General features: G+C 63.7%; 18 protein-coding genes and 1 tRNA gene. 2 read left to right on the top strand and 17 right to left on the bottom strand.

From position 1 onward, the window contains the following. Positions 1–39: 39 nt before the first annotated feature. A complete protein-coding gene (locus NPS58_RS05885; protein WP_015879529.1) occupies positions 40–1,971 on the bottom strand; it encodes a tyrosine-type recombinase/integrase in 1,932 nt (643 codons plus the stop codon). A 226-nt stretch (positions 1,972–2,197) separates the two neighbouring features. Further along, a tRNA-Gly gene (locus NPS58_RS05880) sits at positions 2,198–2,273 on the bottom strand. Between the two features lie 214 nt (positions 2,274–2,487). Here NPS58_RS05880 and NPS58_RS05875 point away from each other — a divergent pair. After that, on the top strand, positions 2,488–3,501 hold the full coding sequence (locus tag NPS58_RS05875; protein WP_274114371.1) for an ABC transporter substrate-binding protein: 1,014 nt from the start codon (positions 2,488–2,490) through the stop codon (positions 3,499–3,501). A 77-nt stretch (positions 3,502–3,578) separates the two neighbouring features. On the opposite strand, the gene pgsA is transcribed toward NPS58_RS05875, so the two are convergent. The 6 genes from pgsA to NPS58_RS05845 all read right to left on the bottom strand — a co-directional run bounded on the left by pgsA (position 3,579) and on the right by NPS58_RS05845 (position 8,143). Continuing rightward, positions 3,579–4,139: a CDP-diacylglycerol--glycerol-3-phosphate 3-phosphatidyltransferase gene (gene pgsA / locus NPS58_RS05870; RefSeq protein WP_274114369.1), complete on the bottom strand. Its 561-nt coding sequence runs from the start codon at positions 4,137–4,139 to the stop codon at positions 3,579–3,581. 32 nt (positions 4,140–4,171) lie between these two features. Further along, complete coding sequence (gene uvrC / locus NPS58_RS05865; protein WP_274115369.1) at positions 4,172–5,995, bottom strand: excinuclease ABC subunit UvrC; 1,824 nt, start codon at positions 5,993–5,995, stop codon at positions 4,172–4,174. 4 nt (positions 5,996–5,999) lie between these two features. Then, entirely contained in the window at positions 6,000–6,638 is a 639-nt protein-coding gene (gene gacA / locus NPS58_RS05860; RefSeq protein WP_028946100.1) for a response regulator transcription factor GacA, read from the bottom strand. 99 nt (positions 6,639–6,737) lie between these two features. After that, positions 6,738–7,124, bottom strand: a complete 387-nt coding sequence (locus tag NPS58_RS05855; protein ID WP_274114367.1) for a helix-turn-helix domain-containing protein — start codon at positions 7,122–7,124, stop codon at positions 6,738–6,740. 123 nt (positions 7,125–7,247) lie between these two features. After that, positions 7,248–7,673, bottom strand: coding sequence for a GNAT family N-acetyltransferase (locus tag NPS58_RS05850; protein WP_274114366.1), 426 nt, complete (start codon positions 7,671–7,673; stop codon positions 7,248–7,250). A gap of 86 nt (positions 7,674–7,759) precedes the next feature. Beyond that, a complete protein-coding gene (locus NPS58_RS05845) occupies positions 7,760–8,143 on the bottom strand; it encodes a DUF488 domain-containing protein (RefSeq protein ID WP_274114364.1) in 384 nt (127 codons plus the stop codon). A gap of 113 nt (positions 8,144–8,256) precedes the next feature. Between NPS58_RS05845 and NPS58_RS05840 the strand changes: the two genes are divergently transcribed. Next, positions 8,257–9,873, top strand: a complete 1,617-nt coding sequence (locus NPS58_RS05840; RefSeq protein ID WP_274114362.1) for an inorganic phosphate transporter — start codon at positions 8,257–8,259, stop codon at positions 9,871–9,873. Between the two features lie 49 nt (positions 9,874–9,922). On the opposite strand, the gene NPS58_RS05835 is transcribed toward NPS58_RS05840, so the two are convergent. The 9 genes from NPS58_RS05835 to NPS58_RS05795 all read right to left on the bottom strand — a co-directional run bounded on the left by NPS58_RS05835 (position 9,923) and on the right by NPS58_RS05795 (position 18,566). Further along, entirely contained in the window at positions 9,923–10,417 is a 495-nt protein-coding gene (locus NPS58_RS05835; protein WP_274114360.1) for a DUF934 domain-containing protein, read from the bottom strand. Beyond that, positions 10,405–12,087: a nitrite/sulfite reductase gene (locus NPS58_RS05830; protein ID WP_274114358.1), complete on the bottom strand. Its 1,683-nt coding sequence runs from the start codon at positions 12,085–12,087 to the stop codon at positions 10,405–10,407. The genes NPS58_RS05835 and NPS58_RS05830 overlap by 13 nt, the downstream gene beginning before the upstream one ends. Before the next feature lie 108 nt (positions 12,088–12,195). Continuing rightward, on the bottom strand, positions 12,196–13,164 hold the full coding sequence (locus NPS58_RS05825) for a Csu type fimbrial protein (RefSeq protein WP_274114356.1): 969 nt from the start codon (positions 13,162–13,164) through the stop codon (positions 12,196–12,198). Further along, positions 13,161–15,512 (bottom strand): fimbria/pilus outer membrane usher protein, encoded by a 2,352-nt coding sequence (locus NPS58_RS05820; protein ID WP_425313025.1) that lies wholly within the window; start codon positions 15,510–15,512, stop codon positions 13,161–13,163. The genes NPS58_RS05825 and NPS58_RS05820 overlap by 4 nt, the downstream gene beginning before the upstream one ends. A 62-nt stretch (positions 15,513–15,574) precedes the next feature. Further along, a complete protein-coding gene (locus NPS58_RS05815; RefSeq protein ID WP_274114354.1) occupies positions 15,575–16,363 on the bottom strand; it encodes a fimbrial biogenesis chaperone in 789 nt (262 codons plus the stop codon). 39 nt (positions 16,364–16,402) lie between these two features. After that, entirely contained in the window at positions 16,403–16,906 is a 504-nt protein-coding gene (locus NPS58_RS05810; RefSeq protein ID WP_425313024.1) for a Csu type fimbrial protein, read from the bottom strand. A gap of 3 nt (positions 16,907–16,909) precedes the next feature. Next, the gene (locus tag NPS58_RS05805) at positions 16,910–17,452 is read right to left on the bottom strand and encodes a Csu type fimbrial protein (protein ID WP_274114351.1); all 543 of its coding nucleotides are present in this window, start codon (positions 17,450–17,452) and stop codon (positions 16,910–16,912) included. 17 nt (positions 17,453–17,469) lie between these two features. Next, a complete protein-coding gene (locus NPS58_RS05800) occupies positions 17,470–18,003 on the bottom strand; it encodes a Csu type fimbrial protein (protein WP_274114349.1) in 534 nt (177 codons plus the stop codon). 35 nt (positions 18,004–18,038) lie between these two features. Further along, a complete protein-coding gene (locus NPS58_RS05795) occupies positions 18,039–18,566 on the bottom strand; it encodes a Csu type fimbrial protein (protein ID WP_274114346.1) in 528 nt (175 codons plus the stop codon). Positions 18,567–18,679 lie beyond the last annotated feature (113 nt).

Raw genomic sequence — 18,679 nt, 5'->3', positions numbered from 1 at the left:
GACAGTCCCACCCCGGTCGCCAAGTCGCACCGTCGGCGTTCAAGCCCCTTCAAGCACCACGGTGCTATCCACCAACCGGCGGACACTCTGCCGCACCTGTTCGGGGATAGGCCGCGGCGAGACAGTCTCGGGGGCATCTGCATGCTGCTGATCGCCCGCGATGGTTCGGACGACTGCGACCAGATTGGTCGGTGTCACCACATCGATGGCCGCGCGATCCCCCAAATCCGGGTGTGGCCGGGTCAGCATGCGGTAAAGCTCCCAGGAGTCCGCTTCCGGGCACTGGTTCATGAGCACCAGAGCCAGCTTGTGCTTGAGCGGCACCAATTGCCAATCGGGAACACGCTGCCCCCGGTTGCCTAGACTGATGGACAGCAGCTTGCCCGCCTTCAACTCGCGGTTGATCTGGTCCTTGGACTTCCCGGCCAGCTTGCCGAACAGAGGAACCGGAAGGTTGTTCGGCGATTCGTAGATGGCGAGCATTTCCTCGCGCTCGCGCTGGATCGCGGACACTTCCGGCTCTGGCGTCCGGGTGGGGGGCGGAGGCACTTGCGACAGCCGCTGGAACGTGGCCCCGGCGGTGTTCGGCGTCACGATGATGGGAGTAGCCACCACAGGCGGGACGGGGACTGCAGGGGAAGCCTCGACGATGGCAGCGGCATCTTCCGCTTCTACCATTGCCGGCACCCCTTCGATATGGATGGTGAGATGCGCGCTCGCAGCCTCCACCTGGCCCTGTTCGAGCAGGTCGAGGCGGTCGGCCCAGTCCTGCATCATCCGGCGGCGCGGCTCCACATACTTGGCGTGGTTGTAGGCCGAACTCACCTTGTTCGGGTCGGAGTGCGAAAGCTGCGCGTCCACCCAAATCTTGGGGTAGCCGATCTCGTTGAGCGCCGTAGAGATGGTTCCGCGGATGCCGTGGCCGGTCAGTTGATCCTCGTAGCCCATCCGTTTCAAGGCGGCGTTGAGGGTGTTCTCGCTGATGCGCTTCTTGAGGTCGCTGCGATGCGTCAGCAGGTACTGCTGGGCCGGCCGCATCACCCCCAGGAGGTAGCGCAAGATCTCGATGGCCTGGAGGGACAGCGGCACGATGTAGGGCGGCACATCCTGCGGGCGCTTGCCGGCCTTGCGCATCTCGTCCTGAAGCTGCTTGACGATCTGCGGCGGGATGATCCACAGACCACGGTCGAGGTCGAACTGATCCGGGGTCGCCAGCCGCAGTTCGCCGGTGCGCACCCCGGTCAGGAACAGCAGCCGGATGCCGAGCTGGGTTTGCCAGCCGCGAGGGTTGTAGAGCCTGAGCTTCTGGAGAAATTCGGGAAGCTCGGGCAGATGCAGGTAAGGGTTATGGTTCACCGGCGGTTTGGGCTCCGCCACCACGTCCAGGTCCGTAGCCGGATTGGTTTCCATACCCTCGACAATGACCAGAGCATAGCGGAACAATTGTCCCAGCCAGGTGCGGACCTTTTCAGCGGTAGTGAAGGCCTTGCGCTGCTCGATCCTTGCCAGGACACCCAGAAGCTGGGGCCGGCGAATGTCGTAGATCGACATCCTCCCAAGGCTGGGCAGCACGTCCTTGTCGAAGATACGGAGGATCTGGGAGAGCGTGCTTTGCCGACCTTCCTTGAGTTCCTTGCGGCGATGCTCGACCCAGGCGTCGAAGACCGCCTTGAAGGTGTAATCGGAAGCCAGTTTGACCGCATGCCGTTTCTGCTTGCGGTCGGTGTGGGGGTTGATGCCCTTGGCCAGCAGCGCCCGGGCCTCGTCGCGCAGGGCACGAGCCTCGCGCAGGCCGATCTCCGGGTAGTTGCCCAGGGAGATGCGCTTTTGTTTGCCGAGCCAGTAGTAGCGCAGGTGCCACGACTTGCCGCTGGTAGGGGCGACCACCAGGCCGAGGCCGTCGGTGTCGGGGATGCTGTAGGTTTTGTCGGCGGCCTTAGCTTGCCGCACAGTCAGATCAGAGAGTGCCATCATCGAGCTCCTAAGTTGCGACTTAGGCTCAATGCTCGTCACGGCTCCCCTCCAACCCCAGCAACAATCCGGAACCTGCACCCCCCGCATTCTTTGGCCTCAATTTTGGCCTCAAAAACGCTGGCTGTTGGTGGATTTCCATGGCTTTTGCTGGAATGAAAAAAGGGCCTTTCGGCCCTTTTTTCAACGACTTACAGACGCCAGTGGAAGTCTGTAGATCATAACTTGGAGCGGGAAACGAGACTCGAACTCGCGACCCCGACCTTGGCAAGGTCGTGCTCTACCAACTGAGCTATTCCCGCGTTTTGGTGGTGGCTATTCTATAGGATCATTAAATGGCGTCAAGCCCTTGATTCAAAAAACTTTTATTTAATTGGCCATCACCGCGCAAGCGGTTGCCTGGGCGCTTGCGCAGCGCCAGTGAACGAAACCTCCCACGTCCTTCTCAGACTTCAGCCATTGCCCACACTGCCCACCCTGATTAGCTTCGCTACCTCACTTTGCAAGGAAGCTCTCATGGTCCCATTTTTCAAATACGTGGCGCTCTGCCTGGTGCTCCTGGCCCCGGCAAGCGTGCCGGCGCTAGAGCGCCCCAAGCTCACCCTGGCGGTCGGCGACCAGACGGTGCTTTATAACCTGCCGCTGACGGTCGCGTTGCGCAAGGGCTACTTCGAAGAGCAAGGACTGGAGCTTGAGGTGGTCGATTTCAGCGCCGGCAGCAAGGCGCTCCAGGCATTGATTGCCGGCGATGCAGATGTGGTCAGTGGCGCCTATGACCACACCCTGAGGATGCAGGCCCAGGGGCATGCGCTGCGAGCCTTCGTGCTGACCGCCGAGACGCTACAGGTTGTCGTGGCGGTCTCTTCCCGAACCCTCCCCGACTACTGCGCGGGCAGCGACTTGCGTGGCAAGAAGATCGGCATCAGTGCCACAGGCTCGTCGACCCAGATGGTGGCCAACCTGATCCTGGCCAAGGCGGGTGTGCGTGCCGACGAGGTCACCTTCGTCGAGGTGGGCACCTCGGCAGATGCCGTGCAGGCATTGCGCAGCGGCCAGATCGACGTAATCGCCTACACCGAGCCGGTCATCAGCCTGCTGGAGCAACAACACGCCATCCGGGTGATTGCCGATACCCGCCACCCCGCGGGAACACAGGCGCTGTTCGGCGGACCGATGCCTGCCGGCACCCTGTACAGCAGTGTTTCATTCATCGAGCAAAACCCCAGAACCATCCAAGCCTTGACCAACGCAATGGTCAAGGCCCTGCACTGGCTGCACAGCGCCAGCGCCGATGACGTCGCAGCGCTGGTGCCGCCGGCCTACCTGCTCGGTGATCCCGACCTTTACAAACAGGCGTATCGCAATATCCAGCCGGCATTCTCCACCACCGGGCTGTTTCCCACCCAAGGCCCGGCCCTAACACGACAGGCCCTGCAAGCCTTCGACCCCACCCTGCGGGAAATGGCGTTGAGCCCAGCGGGCACCTGGACCAATGATTTCGTCAATGCCGCCCTGCAGGCGATGAAATAGTCGCAGGCGCTGGCAGCCCTGCGTCCAGAAACGAAAAAAGCGACCCCGAGGTCGCTTTTTTTGGGGGCTACGGTGCGCTATTTCTTTTCCGAACCTTCGCGCAGGTGCGGCCAGGCGGCGCGCAGGTAGTGCAGCATCGACCACAAGGTCAGGACAGCGGCGATCATCAGCAAGGTGTAGCCTACCACCACCCAGAAGTTCAACGTGGCCGGATTGGCCAGCAGGATCACCAAGGCAAGCATCTGCGCGGCCGTTTTCCATTTACCCAGGTTCGATACCGCCACGTGCGCCCGGGCGCCCAGCTCGGCCATCCACTCGCGCAGGGCCGATACCACGATCTCGCGACCGATGATCACCACTGCCGGCAAGGTCAGCCACAGGTTGGCATGGGCCTGCACCAGCATGACCAGGGCCACGGCGACCATCAGCTTGTCGGCGACCGGGTCGAGGAACGCCCCAAACGGCGTGCTCTGCTGCAGGCGACGGGCCAGGTAGCCATCAAGCCAGTCGGTAGCCGCGGCGATGGCGAACACGGTACTCGCTGCCATATAGCTCCAGTGATACGGAACATAAAACAGCAGAATGAAGATCGGAATGAGCAGGACGCGAAGAACGGTAAGCAGATTTGGGATATTCATCGGCACAACTGGCTGCAAAGTGAGCGGGCATTCTACTCGCTATGCAGGTTGGCATAAATCGACTCGGCAAGCTTTTTACTGATTCCTGGTGCTTTGGCGATTTCTTCGATGCTGGCACGCGACAATTCCTGCAGGCCGCCGAAGTGCTTGAGCAGGTCGCGACGCCGTTTTGGCCCCACGCCGGCCACATCTTCGAGGCTTGAGGTGCGCCGGGCCTTGCCGCGCCGGGCGCGGTGCCCGGTAATGGCAAACCGGTGCGCTTCGTCGCGGATCTGCTGGATCAAGTGCAGCGCCGGGGAGTCCCCCTTGAGGGTGAACTCATGGGCCACATCATTGAGGTAAAGGGTCTCGAAACCGGCCTTGCGGGTTGCCCCCTTGGCCACGCCGATCAGGATCAGGTCAGGCACGGCCAGCTCCTGCAGCACTTCCCGGGCCATGTTCAACTGGCCCTTGCCGCCGTCCACCAACAGCACGTCCGGCAGCTTGCCCTCGCCGTCCTTGATCCGGCCAAAACGCCGGGTCAAGGCCTGGTGCATGGCGGCATAGTCGTCACCCGGGGTCACGCCCTCGATGTTGAAGCGCCGGTAGTCGGACTTCAGCGGCCCCTCCGGGCCAAACACCACGCAGGAGGCAACCGTCGCCTCACCGCTGGAGTGACTGATGTCGTAGCACTCCAGGCGCTGCGGCGTTTCATCCAGGTCCAGTACCTTCGCCAGTGCCTCGAACCGCGAGGCCATGTGCTGACGGTTGGCCAGGCGCGCCATCAGCGCCTGCTCGGCGTTGGTCACCGCTAATTGCTGCCAGCGCGCCCGGGTACCGCGCACCCGGTGGCTGATGGTCAGTTCGCGACCGCGCAAGCTTTCGATGGCTGCAGTGATGGCCTCGAAGTCCTCGTGCACCACATTGACGATCAGCTCGCCCGGCAGGTCGCGCTCGGCGTTGCCAATGTAGTACTGGGACAGGAAGGCAGCCATGACCTCGGCCACCTCCTCCTCGATACCCACCTGGGGAAAGAAGTTCTTGCTGCCCAGCACCCGTCCGCCGCGCACGCTGATCAGGTGTACGCAGGCGCCGCCCGGGTTGACGAAGGCGGCCACCACATCCACATCGCCGCTGCCGCCTTCCATGCTCTGCTGGTCCTGCACCCGTCGCAACAGCGCGATCTGGTCGCGCAGCTCGGCCGCCTTCTCGAACGCCAGGGCCATGGCCGCCTGTTCCATCTCGGCATTGAGCTCGTTGGTCAGCTGGTGGCTGCGCCCTTCGAGAAACATCACCGAGTGGCGCACGTCGATTGCATACTCCTCAGGCTCCACCAGCCCGACACAGGGCGCCTTGCAGCGCTTGATCTGGTACTGCAGGCATGGCCGCGTGCGGTTGCTGTAGTAGCTGTCCTCGCACTGGCGCACGAAAAACGTCTTTTGCAACAGGCTCAGGCTTTCCCGGATCGCACCGGCACTGGGGTAAGGGCCGAAGTACCTGCCCTTCTGTTTCTTGGCGCCACGATGAATCCCCAGACGGGGAAACGCACCGTCCGAGAGAAATACATAAGGGTAGGACTTATCGTCACGCAGCAGGATGTTGTAGGGCGGGCGCCATTCCTTGATCAGCGTCTGCTCGAGCAGCAGCGCCTCGGTCTCGTTGGCGGTAATGGTGGTTTCGACTTGGGCGATCCTGCCCACCAGGGCAGCCGTCTTCGGCGCCAGGCCGGTCTTGCGAAAGTAACTGGCGAGGCGTTTCTTGAGGTTTTTGGCCTTGCCGACATACAGCAGCCGGGCGTCACCGTCGAACATCCGGTAGACACCCGGGCGACCGCTGCAGGTCGCCAGGAAGGCACTTGAATCGAACACAGGGGTCATGAGCTCAGAGACTGGCGTCAACCATGCCATGGCGGACCGCCAGCAGCGTCAGTTCGACGTCGCTGGTGACCGAGAGTTTTTCGAAGATCCGGTAACGGTAAGTATTGACCGTTTTCGGTGACAGGCACAGCTTGTCGGAAATGATCTGCACTTTCTGGCAACCGACGATCATCAGGGCGATCTGGATTTCCCGCTCCGACAGCGCGTCGAACGGCGAGCCCTGGGGCTGGAACGACTTGAGCGCCAACTGCTGGGCGATCTGCGGGCTGATGTAGCGCTGGCCGGCGAACACCAGGCGAATGGCCTGGACCATTTCATCCAGGCCGGCGCCCTTGGTCAGGTAGCCGGCGGCGCCTGCCTGGAGCAGGCGCGTGGGGAACGGATCCTCTTCGCACACGGTGACGGCCACGACCTTCACATCGGGGTGACTGCGCAGCAACTTGCGGGTGGCCTCGAGGCCACCGATGCCAGGCATCTTCACGTCCATCAGGACCACATCGGGCTTGAGCTCACGCGCGACCTTGAGCGATGCCTCGCCGGAGTCGGCTTCGCCTACAACCTGCAAGTCATCGATATCGGCGAGCATACGGGTGATGCCCGTACGCACCAGATCGTGATCATCGACCACCAGGACCCTAATCAAGCAGACACCTCGCACGATGGCGAAAAATTGGATCCGGCCACCTTAGCAAAAAATCGCGTGGTAGAGCTAACGGAACGCATCTTTGTGCGCCACCCTGTGTCATTTTCCCGACAGCCGCCCGGCCATGCTGCGCGCTTGCGCACCGATCGGCACGCAGGGACTGGGCAATGCCTGGGCGAGGCTGCCCAACAACTGTTGCACGGCGGCCTGGTCGGCCGCAGGCAAATTGCGAAAGCACCCCAGCAGATAGTCTTCTTCAGCGCTCAGGCTGCCTTGCGGCACGGGTGTGCGCACCCCACTCAGCACATACAGGCTGTCGACCCCGCGAGCCGCCACGGCAGCCAGGTAATCGGCCTTGGGCGTGCGCTCTCCGCTTTCATACTTGCCCTGGGCATTGGGCTCTACGCCACCGATATCCCCGAACACCCGCTGAGTCATCCCCAGGCGCTCCCGTTCTTCCCTGAGCCGCGATCCGATTCCGTTCATGCGATTCCACTGTCTCCCGTACATCGTCCGAACGGGCCGGCCTCAAACCACGCCAGCCCTTGTAGACCGGCACTATGCACGGGTTCACAACGTCGACACAAGCCGCCGGCCCCGCCGGCTGCGCTAGTCGACACGCCGCTGCATGCGCACGAAGCACTCATCCTCGCCCATGACGACAAAGCCTGCGCGCCGGTACAAACCCTGGGCCGGGTTGCTCTTGAACACCGTCAGGCGCAGCAGAGGCAGGCGACGCTCGCGCGCCCAATCGGCCAGTTGCTCCAGCACGTGCGTACCGATGCCCTGCCCTCGCGCCGACTCGATCAAGTGCAGTTCGCGAATGTACAGGGCCTGGCGGTCTTGGCTCAGGCTGCAAAACCCTACCGCCCGGTCATCCTCGACGACCAGCCATTGCTCGCGCCAGTGCCAGGCCTGGTTGAAGGCCTCCTCGATCCACAGCAAGTCGAACTCATGGTAATAAGGCAGCATCGCCCGCCGGGTCAGGTCGCGGGCGAAGGGGCAATGGTCATCGGTGGCGGGGGTCAGGATCATAGGTTCTTCATTCTGAGAATGTACGAGCGGGGTCGCCCCGCGATCTTGTGCACGGCTTCAGGACCTCTCGCGGGGCAACCCCGCTCCTACAGGTAGCAGACTGGTGAGCTGGGTGGGCCGCGGCGCTCCAGTTCATCTTCCAGCCACGCCGCCAGCACCTGGGCATTGTTGTGCTCGGTGTCCTTGCCGGCATAGAGCAGGGTCACATCGCCCTGCCCGGCCATGCCCAGCAGTTTCCACCAGTGTTCCGGCCGGGCGGTCAGCTCCTGTCGGTAGCGTTCGGCGAACCCGCTAAAGTCCACTTCACCGCCATGGAAGGCCTGGCGCAATGCAGTCGACGGCGCAACCTCCGGCAGCCACAGCGCCTGCAGCTGGTCCTTGCGTTTGTTGCGCGGCCACAATCGGTCGACCAGCACGCGCTGGCCGTCCTCCGGGGACACGGGATCATAGACGCGCTTGCAACGGATCATCGGATTTCTCCCATTCATCCCACCAGCGTAGAGGCATTTATTGACCGAGGTCACGTTGGCGTCATGCAGAGTTTCTATGCTGGGCGCCTGAGGTAACGTAACCCGGAGTCATCATGACTACCCCGACGCTGACCAGCCACCCCACGCTGGCCACAGCCGATCCACGGCCGCGCCTGAATCACAAGCCCGGCCGCACTACCCTGATCCTGTTTTTGGGCTTGCTGCTGGGCGGATTGTTCTACACCGGCTGGAGCCTGTTCCGCGATATCGACGCCACCGGCACCGTCATCACCACCTGGACGCCCTTCTTGTTGCTCGGGGTAGCCCTGTTGATCGCCCTGGGCTTCGAGTTCGTCAATGGTTTCCACGACACCGCCAACGCCGTGGCCACGGTGATCTACACCCACTCGTTGCCGGCCTCGGTGGCGGTGGTCTGGTCGGGCTTTTTCAATTTTCTCGGGGTGTTGCTTTCAAGCGGCGCCGTGGCTTTTGGCATCATTGCCCTGCTGCCGGTCGAGCTGATACTCAAGGTCGGCTCCTCGGCAGGCTTTGCCATGGTGTTCGCCCTGTTGCTGTCGGCCATCATCTGGAACCTTGGCACATGGTGGCTGGGCCTGCCGGCCTCGTCCTCGCATACTCTGATCGGCTCGATCATCGGTGTCGGCGTTGCCAACGCCTTGATGCACGGCCGCGACGGTACCAGCGGTGTCGACTGGTCCCAGGCTGCCAAGGTCGGCTACTCACTGCTGCTCTCGCCGCTGGTGGGATTCGCTTGCGCTGCCCTGTTGCTGCTGGCGCTACGTCACCTGGTCAAGCGCCAGGACCTGTACCAGGCGCCCGTCGGTAACACACCGCCGCCCTGGTGGATTCGCGGCCTGCTGATCCTGACTTGCACCGGGGTGTCCTTCGCCCACGGCTCCAACGACGGCCAGAAAGGCATGGGCCTGATCATGTTGATCCTGGTGGGCACCCTGCCCATGGCCTACGCCCTCAACCGCACCATGCCGGCCGAGCAGTCCCTGCAGTTCGCAGCGGTTGCCGAGGTCACCCAGCAGGCCCTGGAACGCAGCGCCCCCCAGTTGCTGACCGCCGACCCACGACAGACGTTGAGCGACTTCATTCGCCAGCCGGCCGCCAGCCCCGAACTGGTCCCGGCCCTGGCCGCCCTGGCAGGTTCGATCGGCGAAGAGGTAAAAGGCTACGGCTCGCTGAACCGCGTGCCCGCCGAGGCGATGGCCAACGTGCGCAACGACATGTACCTGACCAGCGAAACCATCCGCCTGATCGGCAAGCACCAACTGGTCACTTTCACCCCCGACACCCAGGACAAGGTGCAACTGTTCAAGCGCCAGCTCGACGACGCCACGCGCTACATTCCCCTGTGGGTGAAGATTGCCGTGGCCATTGCCCTGGGGCTGGGCACCATGGTGGGTTGGCGGCGGATCGTGGTCACGGTCGGCGAAAAGATCGGCAAGACCCACCTGACCTACGCCCAGGGCGCTTCGGCAGAGTTGGTGGCGATGTGCACCATTGGCGTTGCCGACATGTACGGCATGCCGGTCTCGACCACCCATGTGCTGTCGTCGGGGGTAGCCGGCACCATGGTTGCCAATGGCTCGGGACTGCAGATGCGGACCATCGTCAACCTGATGATGGCCTGGGTCCTGACATTGCCCGCGGCGATTGTGATGGCCGGCGGGCTCTACTGGCTGTTGCGCCAGGTGTTCTAAGCCGATAGACGTCCATACTCGAGGGCACCGCAACGACCGGAACCCGGCACTAGCGACGCCGGAACAACGGCCTTGGCTCGATCACCGAGCGCCCGTACAGCACGCTCATCCCTGCCAGGCCCTTAAGGGCATCCTCGGCGCACTTGTCCTCACGCACCGCGAAACTGTCGAAGCCGCATTGACGCATATGGCTGAGCTGATCGCGCAGCACATCCCCTACCGCCCGTAGCTCGCCACGCCACCCCAGGCGGGTGCGCAGCAGATAGGCCTGGCTGTAACCGCGCCCGTCTCTAAAACTGGGAAAGTCGATGGCTATCAACGGCAACTGCGCGAACCACGCCAGCAGCGGTTCGACCTCATCGTCCGGCCCCAGCCACACCCCTGCCTGAGCGTCTGGCTGCTGCGCCTGGCGGGCCAGCCAGGCGTCGAGCGGCAGAATCAGCAAGCCTTCGGGCAGCGGTTGCTCCACGTCGCGCAGCAACTGCCAACCGTCCTCGGCCAGCAGCTGCGCCTCGCCGTCGCGCAAGGCAATCACATTACGCATATCAGCTCCTCCGGGCGCTTGGCATAGACCCGCTCCTTGAATGGCTCCAGCCCCACCCGGCGCACGGTATCGACAAAGGGCTCGTCCAGCTCGCGGTAGGCGCAGTAGGTGGCGATGATCTGCTCGATCACCCGAGGAATTTCGGCGGCACTGAACGAGGGGCCGATCACTTTGCCCAAGGTGCTGTTCTTGCCCTGGGCGCCGCCGAGGGTGACCTGGTACCACTCGCTGCCGTTCTTGTCGACGCCCAGGATGCCGATATTGCCGATGTGGTGGTGGCCACAGGCATTGATGCAGCCTGAGATGTTCAGACTCAATTCGCCCAGGTCGTGCAGGTAGTCCAGGTCATCGAAACAGCGCTGGATCGACTGTGCAATGGGGATCGACTTGGCATTGGCCAAGGCGCAGAAGTCCCCGCCGGGGCAAGCGATGATGTCGGTCAGCAGGCCGATGTTCGCCGTTCCCAGGTCGCGCTCGCAGGCCAGTCGCCACAGCGCGTGCAAGTCCTGCTTGCGCACATCCGGCAGGATGAGGTTCTGCTCGTGGGCGATGCGGATTTCGCCAAAGCCGAACTGCTCGGACCAATCCGCCACCGCCTCCATCTGAGCAGCCGTCAAGTCGCCTGGCGGCGAGGACTCGCCCGGCTTGGTCGAGAGCACCACGCTGGCGTAGCCCGGCACCTTGTGCGGCTTGACGCAGCAGGCCACCCAGCGGGCAAAGCCATGGTCCTGGGCCAGGTGGGTCTCATACTCGAGCTCTTCGTCGACGACGCTGGCGTAGGCCGGCGGCTCGAACGCCGCGGCCACCCGCTGGAACTCATCCTCGGTCAACTGCGCCGGGCCATCCTTGATGTGCTGCCACTCCTGCTCCACCTCACGGGCGAAGGCTTCGATGCCCAGGGCCTTGACCAGGATCTTGATGCGCGCCTTGTACTTGTTGTCGCGTCGACCGTGACGGTTGTACACCCGCAGGATCGCCTCGACATACGACAGCAAGTGCTGCCAGGGCAGGCCCTCGCGGATCTGCAGGCCGAGGATCGGCGTGCGCCCCAGGCCACCGCCGACCATCACCCTCAGGCACATCTGGCCGGTGGCGTCGCGGTACAGGTACAGACCGATGTCGTGCATCATGATGGCCGCCCGGTCTTCACGGGCCGAGCAGATGGCGATCTTGAACTTGCGTGGCAGAAACAGGAACTCAGGGTTGATGGTCGACCATTGGCGCAGGATTTCGGCCAGCGGCCGCGGGTCTAGCAACTCGTCGGCGGCGACGCCGGCGAAGGCCTCGGTGGTGATGTTGCGCACACAGTTGCCGGAGGTCTGGATGGCATGCATCTCGACCTCGGCCAGGCGCTGCAGAATGTCCGGCACCTGGGCCAGTTCGATCCAGTTGAACTGGATGTTCTGGCGGGTGGTGAAATGGCCGTAGCCGCGGTCGTACTCACGGGCGATCAGCGCCAGTGTACGCATCTGGCGTGCGCCGAGGGTGCCATAGGGGATTGCCACTCGCAGCATGTAGGCGTGCTTTTGCAGGTACAGGCCATTTTGCAGGCGCAGGGGCAGGAACTCTTCTTCAGACAGCTCCCCGCCCATGAAACGCTCCACCTGATCGCGAAACTGCGCCACGCGCTCGAACACCAGCGCACGGTCATACTCGTCATACTGATACATGGTTCGGACCTCATCACGAAGGCCCTTACTATGGCGTTCGGGTGTACTGAGTTACAGATTCAGGTTTGGGGGATTTATACGGAGCAGATCAAGCCCGCCCCTACAGCGCTAGAACTGCACATCGAGAATGATGCTGTCCTGGTATGTGCCTGCTGGCGGCGTGGCCTGGTCGGTGTAGACCTTGGCGTTGTAATTGAAGACCTGGCTGCCGTTACCCGTACCGGCACCCGGGTTGATATCGGCGTCGGTACTGGCGCGGCGGCTACTGGTGAGCTTGCCCCAGCGCACATTGCCGGCGCTTTTGAAGAGGTCGTAGGCCAGGTAGTTGTTGGCCGCCGACTTCATCCGCCGTCGCCCACCCGCGACGTTCTGGCCATCGTCCAGGCCTACGGTGTAGTTGCTGCCCTTGGTGCAGGAAATGTTCACATTGCCATTGACGGCGGCAAAGCCACCCACCACCGGCGCGCTGCCAAAACTGATGCTCGGTGTGGTGATCTGGCAGTCGTTGGTCACGGTCAGGCTGATGGTCAGGTTGCTGGTGCCTTCGAGCTTCTGGCGCCCCAGGCACAGCAGGTTGCCTACGCCAATGCCGTAGCAATAGTCGATGTTCCAGTACACCGCCAGCGTTTCCCGATAAAGCCCGGCCGCGACGTTGGCACCAACCCGCGTCTTCAAGTAGATCGGTACCGATCGCGGCGTGCTGCCTCCCAGTAGCCCGAGGGCATCGATGATTCCATTGCGGGCAAAGTCATAGGCCAGCCCGCGCGTTATCGGGTAGCTGGTGCTGTTGTTGGCATACAGGGTGTAGGGGATCACGTCGCCGGTGGGACCCACCAGCCCGGTGGTGCTGCCGACGGGAGTGAAGGTGGCATAGAAGTGGTCATCCGTGCGCAGCAGGGTCAGCAGCGACCCGGTGCACTGCAGGCCGGCATTGGTGGTCGAGGCCGACTGCACCGCACTGAGCACCAGCGAGGAGCTGACCGAGCCGAAGCTTGCCGGCGCCGTCGCCACCACCGCGCACAGGCCGTATGCCTGGGAACTGGCCAGTAGCACCAGGCACGCCAGCAGGCGTTTCATCGGCATACCAGCGGCCCGATCAGCGGCACCTGCTGCTGATCGCCGTCCATGTCGAACTGCACCCGGCAACGGCCACCGGCGGCCAGCTCGACCACCAGGCTGTTGTGCTCGGCCAGGCCCTCCAGGTAAACCAACCCGTCCCAGCCCACCACCGCATGGCCGCCACTCTGCTCGTGCAGCACCTGGCTGCCCAATGGCAGGTCCTTGTGGTTGGCATCCACCAGCTGCAGGCTGGCGGCCACCACGTTGCGCATGGGGAATTCCAGCAAGTAGCCTGTGCCGCGGCGCACCGCCACCTTCTGTTCGACCTGCTGCACCTGCACGGTGCTGGGCAGCTCCATCGGGTCGATCTCGTACTTGCCGCGGTAATAGCCACTGCTCCAGGGCACCAGCAGGTGCCCGTTCTTGTCGGTGCGGCCCACCCGCTGGTTTTCGTAGCTCACCGGCACGTCGGCGAAGCCGTCGGTGCTGACCACCACAAAGGCGTCGTCGATGCGGTTGGCGGCGAACACTCCGGCATCCATCCACACCAGCGAGCCACTGGCGTCGGCCCACCGCGTCATGTTGTCGTCGCTGCCGTACAACCCGGCCTGCAGTTGCACCGACTGCAGGCGCCAGGTCAGGTCGGCCTGTCGATACGCCTCGCGGTCGCCATCGGCGTAACCGAGGTTGAAACCCATACCGCCCTGGCTCGGCACAGCGCGACTGTAGTTGACCCGTTGCAGGTTCTCTCCGGCCTGGTTGCGCTCAAGGCTCATGCTCAGGGTGCCGCGCAGGTCGAACGGAATCACCAGCTGCGCCTGCACCGCCCACTGGCTTGCGCCGATTTCGCGGTTGGCCGACAGGTACAGGCTGCTGTTGGCCCACAGCGACTTGCTCCAGCTCAGGTTGATCAGCCGGGTACGGCTGTTGTCACCGGCACGCACATCGAAATAACCGGCCCCCAGGCTGCCGTACCGGTCCAGGTTCAGGCTCAGCGTGGCTTGCTCGCTGCGCTGGCTCAGCCGCGCATAGGGGCTGTCGACCAGCGACAGGTCGGCGTAGTCGCCGTGGCGTTGCAACCGCTGGTAGTTAAACCCCAGGCGCCGGCTGTTGTACTGGTAGCCCAGGCTCAATTGCTGGCCGCTGCGACTGTCAAAGCGGCTCTGGCTGACGGCCGCGTTGACCACCCCCCAGTTGCCCACCTGCACATTGCCGCCCAGGCCACCCAGGGCCAGGGATTCGGCGGCTTCGGCATGGCTTTCCAGCGTCACGCTGTCGCTCAGGCCATAGCGCAGGCTGCCTGCCGCCACGCCCGGCCCGTAGGCAAAATCGCGGATCGCATAGTCACGGCGCAGGTTACCTGCGGCCACCGAGAAGTCTGCCAGGCCTTTTTGCAACAGGCTGCTGGTGACATAGAACGGCAAGGTGGTCGACACCTGCCGGCCCAGCGCATCGGTGGTCACCACCACCGCTTCCCCTGCCCCGTTGATGAACGGAACGTTGGTCAGGGTATAGGGGCCAGGCTGAAGCTCGGCGCTGGAGCTTTTGTAGCCGTTGATGAACAGGTCCACCGACGAAGGCACCGCCGCCTCGCCGGCAAAGGCTGGCAGCGGATAGGTGACCAGGTCAGGGCGTACGCCGAAGTCGCGCGACACTTGCACGCCGCCCAGGCGAACCGAACTGGTCCAGGGCAAGGCACCGCTGAGCACATCGCCGACTTCCAGGGTCAGCAGGCGGGCTTCGTCGGTGTAGCGCCAGGTGGTGTCGTAACGACGGAAGCCTTCCTGACTGTCGTCGAACTGATTGCCGCCCAGGACCTGGCGCCATTGCCCGGTCGTCGACAACGTGCCCCAACCGTCGAACAGCCGCAGCTCGTTCCAGGCCGCCAGGTAGCGGCCGCCATCGTCGGTATCGTTCAGGTACAGGTCGTAGTTCAACAGCGCGCCAAAACTGCTGCGCGCCTCGCTGGGCGGATACAACTGCGAATTACCGATGCGCTGGGTCGGCAGCCAGCCCGGCGGTACCTGGACGACCAGGCGCTGACCCTGGCTGTCGTAGTCGCTGTGCAGGCCCGGAATGCTGTCCAGCGCAACCTCTACGCCGTATTCACCGGGCAGCTCGATACCGGCGGCCCGCAATTCGGCAGTGGCCATGTACAGGCGTCCGGCGCGTTGCTGCACAGCGACCGGCTCAGGGCTGCTCATCTGGTTGACCACCAGTTCGAGATACAACGGCGCGTCGGTCACCGCCTCCAGGGACACCGGCGGTGGCGGCAGTTCGCCGCCAAACAGCGGCGCACAGCTCAGCACGGTCAAGCCGCAAGCCCTCAGCGCCAGGCGGCGTGCCGCGGCCAGAGAAACCCTCACACACAATATCCAACCATTACCGGGTCCTCCCTGGCCCCTGATGCGGTGCTACCTGCAGGTGATCACTGGCCCTGGTTCAGGGCTTGCGCCGGCTCCTGCCCGTTGACCCGGCCCTTGAGTACCGTGGCCGGCGTCATCGGCTGCGGTGCCGGCCAGCGCATACTGGCGCCAGGCAGTACATACCCGAGCAGGCCATCCACCAGCGGCCGGCTCTGGCCGCCCTGCTGCAATACCACATCGGTCAGGCGCGCATGTACTGGTCCGGTATTGCGGATTTCCACAAAAGGCTTGCCCTGCACCGACACCTGCCGCCAGCTCAACGCCGGCCTGCCGACCCCGGCATCGCCGCGCTGGCCGCTGGCATCGGCCTTGCCCCACAGGCCTTCGCCATACACGAACAGGGGCACCGAGTAGCGCATCTGAAAGCGGATCGCCGCCTGGGGCTTGTCGGCACTGGCCGCAGGCGGCAACGCGGGAGGAATTTCATCGATGATGATCCGGTAGGCCTGTTCCTGGCCAACCGGCGAGGTGCCGGTGCGGGTCAGGCGGATCAGCTGCTTTTGCCCAGGGGCGATATTGGCCACCGGCGGGCTGCCGATGATCTCGCGCTGGGCCTGGTACTGGTCGTCGAACTCGCCCTGGCGCCAGGCGAACACCCGTACCTGCAGGTTGGCAGGCTCGCTGCCGCGGTTTTCCAGCCACAAGGCACCGGCCTTCTGGCCTGACTCGAGCACCGGGTCGACTGGCCAGATCAACACCGAAGTGGCTGCCTGCAGCGGCGCACTGCTCAGCAGTGCCAGCCCAAAGGCCGCCCATTTGACTCTGCGCGCACAACCAGCGCTTGCCCCCATGCCTTGCTCCTTATTGTCGTGTCGTCCATTGGCCGGGCTTCAAAAGCTCAGCACCACCTGCACTACGTCCGTGTAGTTGCCAGCAGGCAACTTGCCAGTCAGTTGCGCCCTGGCGTACACCGCCAGCTTGATGGCTGCCGCATTGCTGTAGCTCACCGGTACGCTCTGGTTGATGCCCAGCCCCTGGCTGAAGCCGGCATCGCGAAACAGTTGATAGGCCACCAGCGATGCGCCGCTGCTGCGCTTGAGGTTGCGTGTACCGCTGGCGCCGTTCTGCCCGGCATCGACACTCATGCTCAGATTGACCCCGGGCGTGCACTGCAAGGTCACCGTGGTGCCACCGAGGGCTGTGGTCACACTGCCGACGGACAGCGCCGAGTAACTGCCGAAATCCAGGTTGCCGTAGTTGCTTGCGCTCCCCGCCACCAGGCATCCCGCAGCGACTGTGGCACTGACCTGGAAGGTGCTGGTAAGTGCTGCATCCAGCGGTGCTGCGGCGCTGCACAGCAGCATTGCCAGCAACCTGGGAAACACCCGGCGCATGGCTCAGAAACTCAGTTCGACCGCCACCGTGTCGGTGTAGACCCCGGCTGGCAGGCCCGGCTTGCCGCTGGCCTGGCCGTACAGGTCGACCGTCTGCGCCACCCCGGTGCTGGTCGGCAAGGTGATCACCCCGTCGATGGCGAGCAGTTGCGTATGCCCCGCGTCGGTGTAGAAGTCATAGGGCACATAGTTGCCATTGCCATCGGCCAGTGCGCGGCTGCCGCCGTCCGACTGGTTGTCGTTGGCCCCGGCGCCCACCTTGATGGCCGGGATGGTGCCACTGGAACACAGGATGCTCATGGCGCCGCCCCCATCACCCATCACCTGGGCATTGGCAGAGGCGAACAGCGCGTCCTGGGTCCCGAAGTTCAGCGTACCGAAGTTCTGGCCAGTGGCACCGGTACCGCCGTTGACCTGGCAACTGGCGATCAGCGTCAGGGTGGCGTTGATGTTGCCCGTGACGGTGTCGGCCAGCGCCTGGCTGCCAAGCGTGCCAAGCGCCAGGCCAACGCCTGCGAAGATAAAGCGGGAAATGTACGGATGCATGAGTCACTCCTTGCGAGTTACCAGTCCAGGGTCACCATCAGGGTGTCGCGGTAGATGCCGGCCGGCAGCGCCTTGGGATGGGCAACCACCGCGCCGTAGATCGGAATCGGCACTTGCGCGCCGCTTGCGACCGAAAAGTTGCGGGTCTGCCCGATGTCGTAGCGGGCCCGGCCGGAAGGGTCGGCCGATAATTCGTAGGGAATCAGCACGCGGCCGTTGCTCAGGCGGCGAATGGCCCCATCGCCATTGGCACCGCCGTTGATGCTCACGGTAAAGGCCCGCACGGCGGGGTTGCAGCGCACTTGCAGGCTGCCCTCGCCGGCGGCTTCGTCAAGGTGCGAACGCAACGGCGCGACCCAACTGGGGCCCTGGCTGCCGAAGTCCAGCACCCCCGCCCCCGGCGACTCGATCACCCCAGCGCTCGGGTCGCCACTGATCTGACAAGCACTGGTAATCACCAGCCGGGCGTGAACATGCCCGTTCATGGCGGCAAATGCATCCGGGCTGACCAACAGCAAGGGTGCAGCGCTCAACAACAGGAGTCGTTTCATACTGCCGGTTCCTCTAGCAGGCGCCGTTCCTGGTCTTACCAGGTCACGGTGACTTTGAGCAGGTCCGAGTAGCCACCCACCTGCGGCACCTGGGCCAGGCGGTCGATACGCGCATACAGTGGCAACGCCACCGAGCCTGAATCCGGCACCCGGGCGTGCTGCGCGACATTGACCGGCAAGGGCATGCGCCACGCCGGATCCTGGTACAAGCGATAGGGAATCGGCCGTGCCAACGGTTGATTGCTGGACAGGTAGCGCACTTCACCCACGCCGCCGTGCTGGCCGCCATCGACCTTCACTTGGTAAGCGGTATCGGGATTGCATTCAAGGCGGGGTGGGCGCTGGGCGAGCAGTTGGCTGCTCAAGGGGCCGGCGGGGTCATCCAGGCGTGCGACACTGCCGAAGTCGAGGACGCCCAGGGCCTGGGCGCCAGCATCGCGGGGCTGATGGATCAATACACAGCCACGCTGCACATCCACTTTGACTTCGACCATGAAATCGGCGGCAACTGCACTGTTTACAAGCGTCAGCCCAAACAGCGCTGCCAGCAGGCATCCCTTCACCTTATCTTCCTTCGACGCAGGATAAATCTGAAAATCAGGGTAGCAGCCGAGGCAAAACCTGCCAGCCCACTCGGGAATGTACAACGCCTGTACACTTTTTCCAGGCGGAAAAT

Source organism: Pseudomonas putida, from assembly GCF_028682455.1.
Classification (GTDB): Bacteria; Pseudomonadota; Gammaproteobacteria; order Pseudomonadales; family Pseudomonadaceae; genus Aquipseudomonas; species Aquipseudomonas putida_AA.
Note: the sequence above shows the minus strand (reverse complement) of the source record. Positions and strands in the feature narration are given on the sequence as shown.